The sequence below is a fragment of the Sphingomonas sp. R-74633 genome, assembly GCF_013416555.1.
Classification (GTDB): Bacteria; Pseudomonadota; Alphaproteobacteria; order Sphingomonadales; family Sphingomonadaceae; genus Sphingomonas.
Genome location: NZ_JACCFG010000002.1, coordinates 192,894 through 202,194 on the forward strand (window position 1 = coordinate 192,894; position 9,301 = coordinate 202,194).

9 protein-coding genes are annotated in these 9,301 nt (G+C 65.0%); 8 read left to right on the plus strand and 1 reads right to left on the minus strand.

Annotated elements, in window-relative coordinates:
• Positions 1-52 precede the first annotated feature (52 nt).
• Together HZY97_RS07120 and clpA are read left to right on the plus strand one after the other, a co-directional pair.
• On the plus strand, positions 53-250 hold the full coding sequence (locus HZY97_RS07120) for a DUF1192 domain-containing protein (protein WP_180142054.1): 198 nt from the start codon (positions 53-55) through the stop codon (positions 248-250).
• Positions 251-391: 141 nt separating this feature from the next.
• The gene (clpA, locus tag HZY97_RS07125) at positions 392-2,716 is read left to right on the plus strand and encodes an ATP-dependent Clp protease ATP-binding subunit ClpA (RefSeq protein WP_180142056.1); all 2,325 of its coding nucleotides are present in this window, start codon (positions 392-394) and stop codon (positions 2,714-2,716) included.
• Between the two features lie 56 nt (positions 2,717-2,772).
• On the opposite strand, the gene HZY97_RS07130 is transcribed toward clpA, so the two are convergent.
• A complete protein-coding gene (locus HZY97_RS07130) occupies positions 2,773-3,366 on the minus strand; it encodes an NADPH-dependent FMN reductase (RefSeq protein ID WP_180142058.1) in 594 nt (197 codons plus the stop codon).
• Positions 3,367-3,440: 74 nt separating this feature from the next.
• On the opposite strand from HZY97_RS07130, the gene HZY97_RS07135 reads away from it, so the two are divergent.
• From HZY97_RS07135 to HZY97_RS07160, 6 genes are all read left to right on the plus strand, one after another.
• Complete coding sequence (locus HZY97_RS07135) at positions 3,441-3,818, plus strand: helix-turn-helix domain-containing protein (protein WP_180142060.1); 378 nt, start codon at positions 3,441-3,443, stop codon at positions 3,816-3,818.
• A gap of 158 nt (positions 3,819-3,976) precedes the next feature.
• The gene (locus tag HZY97_RS07140; RefSeq protein WP_180142062.1) at positions 3,977-5,167 is read left to right on the plus strand and encodes a hypothetical protein; all 1,191 of its coding nucleotides are present in this window, start codon (positions 3,977-3,979) and stop codon (positions 5,165-5,167) included.
• Between the two features lie 129 nt (positions 5,168-5,296).
• Positions 5,297-6,979: a diguanylate cyclase gene (locus tag HZY97_RS07145; protein ID WP_180142065.1), complete on the plus strand. Its 1,683-nt coding sequence runs from the start codon at positions 5,297-5,299 to the stop codon at positions 6,977-6,979.
• A 40-nt stretch (positions 6,980-7,019) separates the two neighbouring features.
• Positions 7,020-7,226: a hypothetical protein gene (locus HZY97_RS07150; RefSeq protein WP_180142067.1), complete on the plus strand. Its 207-nt coding sequence runs from the start codon at positions 7,020-7,022 to the stop codon at positions 7,224-7,226.
• A 31-nt stretch (positions 7,227-7,257) separates the two neighbouring features.
• Entirely contained in the window at positions 7,258-8,943 is a 1,686-nt protein-coding gene (locus HZY97_RS07155; protein ID WP_180142069.1) for a long-chain fatty acid--CoA ligase, read from the plus strand.
• A complete protein-coding gene (locus HZY97_RS07160) occupies positions 8,940-9,299 on the plus strand; it encodes a plastocyanin/azurin family copper-binding protein (RefSeq protein WP_180142071.1) in 360 nt (119 codons plus the stop codon). Before HZY97_RS07155 ends, HZY97_RS07160 begins: the two co-directional genes overlap by 4 nt.
• Positions 9,300-9,301: the final 2 nt, after the last annotated feature.

A 9,301-nucleotide genomic window follows, 5' to 3' on the forward strand; every position in this document is an offset into this window, starting at 1 on the left:
AGAAACCCGGGGTCTTATTGACATCGCCCCTGCCCCGGTCAACGCTGCCCCGATGGACGCCGACGAAAATCTTCCGCGTCGTAAGGACGATCTTGTCGCCCAGCTGGGACGGCAGGACCTCGACCCCTATTCGGTTGAGGAACTTGAGGAGCGCATTGCTCTCCTCCAGGCCGAGATCGATCGATGTCGGAGCAAAATATCCTTCTCCATTAATCACCGCGCAAGCGCGGACGCTCTATTTAAGAAATGAGCGTGACGGCACCGGAGATGGGGCCCCAGCCCATAGAAAACTCCGGTGCGGGGCCGCTGCGCTTGATGCGAGGCCCAACGATCCCGACATTGGGGATCAACGGGTCGTGTATCCTTTCCGGCCCACAGGAGTTGTACCTGAATGCCTAGTTTCGCCTCCGCCCTGGAATCGACGCTGCACAAGGCACTGGAGGCTGCGTCCTCCCGTCGCCATGAATATGCCACCCTCGAACATCTGCTGCTCGCGCTCGTCGATGACGAGCACGCCAGCAAGGTAATGAGCGCGTGCGGCGTGGACCTGGGTGAACTCAAGAATACCGTAGCCCATTATCTCGACACCGAGCTCGAAGCGCTGAAGGTCGAGCAGGCGACCGATCCGTCGCCGACCAGCGGCTTCCAGCGCGTCGTTCAGCGCGCGATCCTCCACGTCCAGTCCTCGGGCCGTGACGAAGTGACCGGCGCGAACGTGCTCGTCGCCTTGTTCAGCGAGCGCGAGAGCTATGCCGTCTACTTCCTGCAGCAGCAGGACATGAGCCGCCTCGATGCCGTGAGCTTCATCTCGCACGGCGTCGGCAAGGGCGGCACCGGCAGCACCGAATCGACCACGCCGAAGGGCGCAGACGAGGACAAGGCCGCCAAGCAGGAAACCAAGCCCGGCGGCAAGGGCGAGAGCGCGCTCAAGCAGTTCACCGTCGATCTCAACGAGAAGGCGAAGGCCGGCAAGGTCGATCCGCTGATCGGCCGCGGCCCCGAAGTGGACCGCACGATCCAGATCCTGTGCCGCCGCTCGAAGAACAACCCGCTCTATGTGGGCGATCCGGGCGTGGGCAAGACCGCGATCGCGGAAGGCCTGGCGCGCAAGATCGTCGAGGGCGAAGTGCCCGACGTGCTCAAGGAAGCGGTGATCTACTCGCTCGACATGGGCGCGCTGCTCGCCGGCACGCGCTATCGCGGTGACTTCGAGGAGCGGCTGAAGCAGGTCGTCAACGAGCTCGAGAAGCTGCCGCATGCAGTGCTGTTCATCGACGAGATCCACACGGTGATCGGTGCCGGCGCGACCAGCGGCGGCGCGATGGACGCGTCTAACCTGCTCAAGCCGGCACTGTCGGGCGGCTCGATCCGGTGCATCGGCTCGACCACCTACAAGGAGTTCCGCAACCACTTCGAGAAGGACCGGGCGCTGCTCCGTCGCTTCCAGAAGATCGATGTCAACGAGCCGACGGTGGAGGACACGATCAAGATCCTCGCCGGCCTGCGTACGGCGTTCGAGGAGCACCACCACGTCAAATACACTCCCGACGCGATCAAGTCGGCGGTGGAGCTAAGCGCGCGCTACATCAACGACCGCAAGCTGCCGGACAAGGCGATCGACGTGATCGACGAAGTCGGCGCGATGCAGATGCTGGTGCCGCCGTCGAAGCGGAAGAAGACGATCACGCCCAAGGAGATCGAGCAGGTCATCGCGACCATGGCGCGCATCCCCGCCAAGAGCGTGTCGACCGACGATACCAAGACGCTGGCCAACCTCGAGCTCGACCTGAAGCGGGTGGTGTTCGGGCAGGACAAGGCGATCGAAGTGCTGGCCTCCGCGATCAAGCTCAGCCGTGCTGGCCTGCGCGATCCGGACAAGCCGATCGGCAACTATCTGTTCTCGGGCCCGACCGGTGTCGGCAAGACCGAGGTGGCGAAGCAGCTCGCCGAGCTGCTCGGCATCCCGCTCCAGCGCTTCGACATGTCGGAATATATGGAGCGCCACAGCGTCTCGCGCCTGATCGGTGCCCCTCCGGGCTATGTCGGCTATGATCAGGGCGGCCTGCTCACCGATGCGGTCGACCAGCAGCCCCATTCGGTGCTCCTGCTCGACGAGATCGAGAAGGCGCATCCGGACCTGTTCAACATCCTGTTGCAGGTCATGGATCACGGGCGCCTGACCGATCAGCACGGCAAGTCGGTCGACTTCCGCAACGTCATCCTGATCATGACCACCAATGCCGGCGCGTCGGACATGGCCAAGGAGTCGATCGGCTTCGGCGAGATGACTCGCGACGACGTGCAGGAAGAGGCGGTGAAGAAGCTCTTCACTCCCGAATTCCGCAACCGTCTCGATGCGATCGTGCCGTTCGATTATCTGCCGACGCAGGTGGTCAGCCGGGTGGTGGACAAGTTTATCCTCCAGCTCGAACTGCAGCTGGCGGATCGCGGCGTCCATATCCAGCTCGACGAGCCGGCCAAGGCGTGGCTCACCGAGAAGGGCTATGACAAGCTGTACGGCGCCCGCCCGATGGGCCGCCTGATCCAGGAGAAGATCAAGCAGCCGCTGGCCGAGGAGCTGCTGTTCGGCAAGCTCGTCCATGGCGGCGAAGTGAATGTGAAGCTGAAGGACAATGCCCTGAGCTTCGCGATCACGCCGGCGGCGCCGAAGCCCAAAAAGGCCAAGAAGACCGAGGCTGCCAAGGCGACCAAATAAGGTTCAGCCCAGAGTTGAGAGCGGGCCGGGAGGAAACTCCCGGCCCGTTTTCGTTGTCAGGCCTCGGCCGCTTTCGCGGCCATCGTCGCCTTGGCCCACCAGACCAGCTCGTCGAGCGCAGTCTTCGCCGAGGGCAGCAGGCTCGCCTCGACATCCTCGATCGGCTTGTTGCCGAACGCCGGATGCACCGCCATGAAATCGCCGCCGCCGATATGCACCGCGGCATGGGTCGACACCATCTGCAGCTCGACGCCGATCATCCGCAGATGCTCGACCGCGCGCACCGCGCCGGTGCCGCCATAGCCGATCGCGGTGAACGGCTTGCGGGTCCATTCCTTATAGGCCTGGTCGAGTGCGTTCTTCAGGACGCCGGTGATCGAGTGGTTATATTCGGCGACGACGAAGATATAGCCGTCGAACCCGGCGATCCGCTCCTGCCAGCGTACCGCTTCGGGGTTCTGGCTGGGCATCCAGAGATTGGACGCCATCTCGTCGAAGAACGGCAGCGGGTGATCGCGCAGATCGACCAGCTCCACCTCCATGTCGCCGCGCGCCTGCGCCTGCTTCAGCATCCATTGCGCCGGGGCGTCGGCATAGCGAGTGGGACGGGTCGAGCCGATGATGAGCGCGATGCGGGGTTTGGCGACCATGGTAACCTCATGTATGTTGGTTTCTTGGAGAAACCTGATTACAAAAGGTCGCCGTCAGCCAACAAGGAGGCACTTTGGCGTTACCAGATAACCATGCGGATACCGCCCGCTGCGAGCATATCAGCCGGCTGCTCGCGCGGATCAGCGACAAATGGTCGCTGCTGGTGGTGCGCGTGCTCGGCCGGGGGCCGCTGCGCTTCAACGCGCTGCGCCGCGAGGTGGGCGAGATCAGCCAGAAGGTGCTGGCATCGACGCTGCGCGACCTCGAGGAAAATGGCTTTGTCTCGCGCACGGTCACGCCGGTCACCCCGCCCCAAGTCGAATATGCGCTGACCGATCTGGGCCGCGACTTCCTCCAGCCGGTGCAGGGCTTCGCCGAATGGGTGCTCGCTAATTCGTCGCGCATGGACGCCGCGCGGGAGGAATATGCGGAGCGCCGGGCCCAGGACTGAGCGACGCGTGTATTACTAAACCACCACACATAGCCGCGAGGCATGGCCCGCGCCCGCGTTTATACTGTTCTGAACCGTTTCCGTCGCGTAATGCTCGCACCCATAAAGAGGGTCGCGCATGCCAATAACGCAGCGCGGAGCATTTCTAGATGAACAGCATGAAGCAGCGGCTCCTGGTAGCCGCCGGAACGATGGCGGCTCTGCTCGCCGGTACCGCGGTGATCGCACAGAGCGCCGATTCCTCACCCGAGGCCCGCTATGAAATGGATGTCGGCACCAGTGCCGGCATGATGGGCCAGAGCGACACGCGCGAGATGACCCTACGCCTCGGCTCACGCCTGGCCGCAACCGGCGGCGCGCCCAAGGCCGATCACTTCCTGCCCGACGGCATGCGCATGGGCGCGTCGGTGCCGCTCGCCTCGCCCGAGCCGGGCAAGCCTGAGGAAAAATACGAGAAGGAACAGCGCGAGAAGTTCCAGCGGCCCAAGGGCCGGCTGCTGATCTTCTGGGGCTGCGGCGCGCATGCCGGCCCCGGCCAGCCGGTGATCCTCGACTTCGCCAAGATGGCCGCGGGCCAGGTCCCGCCCGACCTGTTCAGCGCGAGCATTCCAAGCGAGATCGGCCCCCGCCCGAGCAACAGCCGCACCTATGGCGACTGGCCGAACGGCAAGTCGCGCGCGCAGGTGAGCCGGCAGTCCTCGCTGATCGGCCAGCACCGCATCGCCGGCAACTACAGCCCCGAGATCGCCTTCGCGCTCAACCAGGACTTCATGGCGCCGCCCAAGGTGAAATCGAGCTCGGCACCCGACGGCTCGACTCCGCTCAACTGGGGCGCGGTGCCTGCCGCGACCGGTTATTATGCCTGGGCGATGAGCGCCAAGGACAATGGCAAGGACTCGAGCGACATGGTCTGGTGGGCCTCCTCGGCCAGCCGCCAGTTCGGCGGCGACCTGTGGAGCTGGCTCTCGCCCGCCACCGTGAACAAGCTGATCGGGCAGAAGGTCGTGATGCCGCCCAGCCAGACGAGTTGCACCATCCCGGCCGAAGTAAAGGCCGCGGGCGGCGAGATGATGATGGGCTTCCTCAATGCCTTCGGCCCCGAGGCGAACTTCGCCTTCCCCGAGCGGCCCAAGGATCCCAAGATCGCCTGGCACCCGAAATGGACCGCCAAGGTGCGCTATCGCTCGACGGGCAACTTCATGCCCGGAATGCCGAGCGTGGGCGAGATGATGATGGGCCAGCGCGGCGACGACCAGGACGGCAAGAAGCCCGACGACAAGCCCAAGGCCTGCAAGCCCAAGCTGGGCAGCTTCCTGAAAAAGGCCGCCGGCCTGGGCAACGGCTGCTGATGCGGAACGGGGAGCGGGCGCGCACCGCTCCCCACCTCCGGCGGTAAGTGACTGGCGCGCCTCAACAAGACGTTCCGGTTCTTATGTATATTTACGGGTTGTTCGTCATGTCCGGGGTAGTGCCGGGGCATGTTGGTATTGCGTTTCCTGCGGCTCTTCGCGCTGATCGGCGCGAGCATTGCGCTTTGCGGCGCGATTGTGCCTGCACAGGCGCAGCCTAGCGCGGGTCGCGCGCTCACCACCTGCGTGCTGCGCGACAGTGGCGAGATGAACCCGGCAGAGCTGATCCGCCACCCTGAACGCTTCGACTGCAAGACTCCGCAATATAAGCTGGGCGCCGGCGACTTCTGGGCGATCACCGGTCCGCTCGACGCCGTGTCGACGATCGAAAAGCCGCTGCGGATCAACTTCGCAAGCCTGTGGCAGCGCCAGCTTTCCGCGCAGCTGCTCTATGCGGACGGCAGCATCCACACCTATCGCACCGATGCGCGGGGCATCACCCCGTTGATCCAGCTCGGCGCCCTCGCGGCGCTGCCGGCGCCGCCTTCCGACGCCAAGCTGGTCCGCGTCCTCTGGCATATCGAGGGGGCCGCCAATGTCCGCGGCATCCTGCTCGGGGCGGCATTGAGCGACGCGCCGCGCAACGACGCGACCAACCTCGCCATGGCCGTGCTCTATGCCGCGTTCGGCGGCATGTGCCTGGCGCTGATCGTCTATAATTTCGCGCTGTGGTGCGCGATGCGCTACCGCTTTCAGCTGCATTATTGCGTGCTGCTCGCGGTGCTGATCGGTTATGCGCTTTCCTCTTCGGGGGCGATGGCCTGGCTCTATCCCGATATCGTCAACAACGACCGGCTGCGCTTCAACTATCTGTTCCTCGGCCTGGCCGGCGGCGCCACGGCGCTGTTCACGCTCAGCTTCTTCGAAATGAAGATCCGCTCGCGCCGGCTCGATCTGTACACCCGAGTGATCGCGACGACGGTGCCGGTTTCCGGCCTGATCGTTTTCCTGTTCGGCGCGATCAACCTGCGCCTGGCCGACATGATCTACACGCTGGCGATCCTGGGGTTGATCTCGATCGTGGTCCCGACCCTGTGGCAGGCCTGGAAGCAGCGTTCGCACTTCCTGTGGCTGTTCAGTATCGCGTGGAGTGCCCCGATCGCACTCGCACTGATGCGCATTCTGGCCAATCTGCACGTGCTGCCGTGGAGCTTCTGGCTCGACAATTCCACCGTCATCTCGATGATGTTCGAGGCGCTCGTTTCCGCCCTCGCGGTTGCCTATCGCATCAAGTTCCTGCGCGAAGAGCGCGATGAGGCGATCACCCGCGAAGTGCTTGCGCGCCGCCTTGCCGATACCGATCCGCTCACCGGGTTGCTCAATCGCCGCGCCTTCCTCGCCCAGGCGCTGGGCCGTCCGGGCGAGCAGCAACTGCTCATCGCCGACATCGACCATTTCAAGCGCGTCAACGAAACGCTGGGGCATGATGGCGGCGACGAGGTGCTGCGCCTGTTCGCCCGCACGCTGCGCACCGCCGCGCCGGCGGACGCACTGGTGGCCCGGATCGGCGGCGAGGAATTCGCATTGCTCGCCAATGCTGCCGTGCCGATCGAACTCGACCCGTTGCTCAACAAGCTTCGGCAGACGCGGATGCCGTTCGACCTCAAGGTGACCGCGAGCATCGGCGCCTGCACCGGGCCGCTGGCCGATGACCGCGACTGGAAGGCGCTCTACCGCGCCGCCGACATCGCGCTGTTCGAAGCCAAGTCGGCCGGCCGCGACCGGGCCAGGGCGCGCCGCGAAGCAGCCTGATCGCTTGCCCGGCACGTCCTTGAGGCGTATGCCGTTCACCATGTCGGGTCGGGCCAGAAAGATCGCCTTCGGGGCGCTTGCCGCGCTCGCGCTGATCCCTCTCGCCGCTCCCGATCACCACGCCAATCTCCAGATCAGTCTGGAGCGCGCCGGCGATGTCGCGCCGCAACGGCTGGAGGCCGCGTTCCACCTTGGCCTCGTCGCGGTCTCGGTACTCGTCACCTGGAGCAAGCGACTTACGACTTGACCCCCAAAAAGGCTTGCTTACAGCAGTGTCAATGACTGACCCCGAACAGATCTGGCGTACCGCGTATAACCACCCCGGCGCCTGGGACATCGAGTTCCCGCCCCAGACCATGGTCGAACTGTTCGAGGACAGCGCCCGCGCGCATCCCCAGGCGCCGCTGCTCGATTTCATGGGCCGGCATTACAGCTATGGCGAGACGCTGGACGGTGCCAACCGCGTTGCCTGTGGTCTCAAGGCGCTGGGCTATGGCCAGGGCGACCGGATCGGGCTCTTCCTGCCCAACGTGCCGCATTATGTCGCCGCCTATTACGGCATCCTCAAACTGGGTGCGACGGTGGTCAATTTCTCGCCGCTCTATTCGGTCGAGGAGCTGAGCCACCAGGTCGAGGATTCGGGGACAAGGGCGCTCTTCACCATCTCGGCCTCGGCACTGCTGCCGACTGCGCTCAAGGTGCTGGACGGCAGCGGGCTCGAGCGGTTGGTGGTCGGTTCAGTGGCAGGCGCGCTGCCCGCGGCCAAGTCGCTCTTCTATCGGCTGTTTCGCGGTGCCGAAGTGGCGCAGCGCCCGCATGACGATCGCATCCTGTCCTTCTCGAAGCTGATCGCGAACGACGGCATCTGCGACGCGCCCAAGCTCGACCCCGAGAATGACGTGGCGCTGATCCAATATACCGGCGGCACCACCGGCACGCCCAAGGGTGCGGTGCTGACGCACCAGAATCTTTCCGCCAATGCCCGCCAGGTTGCCCGGCTCGATCCCGAAGTGGCGACGGCCAAGGACAAGGTGCTGGGCGTCCTCCCCTTCTTCCACGTCTTCGCCAATACCTGCGTGCTCAACCGCACCGTGGTGACCGGCGGCGAGATCGCGATGCTGCCGCGCTTCAACGCCAAGCAGGCGCTGGCCGAACTGCGCCGCACCCAGCCGCGCGCGCTGCCCGGCGTGCCGACCATGTACCAGGCGCTGCTCGACGCGCCCGGGATGAAGCCCACCGATTTCGCCTCGCTGCGCTTCTGCATCTCCGGCGGCGCGCCGCTGCCCGCCCAGCTCAAGGACGAGTGGGAGAAGGTGACCGGCGCGCGCGTGATCGAAGGCTATGGCTTGTCCGAAAGCTCGGGCGTGGTCTGCACCAACCCCTATGTCGGCCTGAACAAGCCCGGCACGATCGGCCAGCCGCTTGCCGGCACCCGCGTCCGCCTGGTCGACAAGGAAGACCCCACGCGCCCGCCGCCCGAAGGCGAGCCCGGCGAGATCGTCGTCCATGGCCCGCAGATCATGAAGGGCTATTGGAACCGGCCGGACGCCGATGCCGAAGTGTTCGTCGATGGCCATTGGCTGCGCACCGGCGATGTCGGGCTGATCGACGAGGACGGCTATATCAAGATCGTCGACCGGCTGAAGGACATGATCGCGGTCGGCGGCTTCAAGGTGTTTCCGAGCCAGATCGAGGCGGTGCTCTACCAGCATCCGGCCGTGAAGGAGGCGCTCGTGATTGGCCTGCCCGATGCCTATCATGGCGAGCTGCCCCACGCCTATGTCACGCTGGACGACGACGCCACCGCGACCGGTCCCGAGATCTGCGCCTGGCTCAACGGCAAGCTCGGCAAGCATGAGCGGGTGAGCGAAGTCGTGGTGCGCGAGAGCCTGCCCAAGACGATGATCGGCAAGCTGAGCCGCAAGGACCTGATCAACGAAGTGATGGCGGAGCGTAAGGCATGAAGGCGCTGCTGGCCCTCGCACTGCTCGCGGCGGCCCCGGCATCCGAGCAACGGATCGACGTTGCGCTTTCCAACTTCAAGTTCACGCCGAGCAGGATCGCGCTGGTCCATGGCCAGAGCTATGTGCTGCACCTGACCAGCAGCGGCGGACACAGCTTCGCGGCGAAGGAATTCTTCGCGGCGGCGGCGATGCCGGCGGCGGACCGGGCGAAGGTGAAGGACGGCAAGATCGAGCTCGACAGCGAGAGCGCGGTCGACCTGCACTTCACGGCGCCCAAGGCGGGGACCTACCCGATCAAATGCACCCATCTGCTCCATGCGAGCTTCGGGATGACGGGGAATTTCGTGGTTTCCTAGTT

Coding starts and splice junctions, on each gene's coding strand:
- HZY97_RS07120 (WP_180142054.1), top strand. CDS start 53: ATGGACGCCGACGAAAATCTTCCGCGTCGTAAGGACGATCTTGTCGCC.
- clpA (WP_180142056.1), top strand. CDS start 392: ATGCCTAGTTTCGCCTCCGCCCTGGAATCGACGCTGCACAAGGCACTG.
- HZY97_RS07130 (WP_180142058.1), bottom strand. CDS start 3,366: ATGGTCGCCAAACCCCGCATCGCGCTCATCATCGGCTCGACCCGTCCC.
- HZY97_RS07140 (WP_180142062.1), top strand. CDS start 3,977: ATGAAGCAGCGGCTCCTGGTAGCCGCCGGAACGATGGCGGCTCTGCTC.
- HZY97_RS07145 (WP_180142065.1), top strand. CDS start 5,297: ATGTTGGTATTGCGTTTCCTGCGGCTCTTCGCGCTGATCGGCGCGAGC.
- HZY97_RS07150 (WP_180142067.1), top strand. CDS start 7,020: ATGTCGGGTCGGGCCAGAAAGATCGCCTTCGGGGCGCTTGCCGCGCTC.
- HZY97_RS07155 (WP_180142069.1), top strand. CDS start 7,258: ATGACTGACCCCGAACAGATCTGGCGTACCGCGTATAACCACCCCGGC.
- HZY97_RS07160 (WP_180142071.1), top strand. CDS start 8,940: ATGAAGGCGCTGCTGGCCCTCGCACTGCTCGCGGCGGCCCCGGCATCC.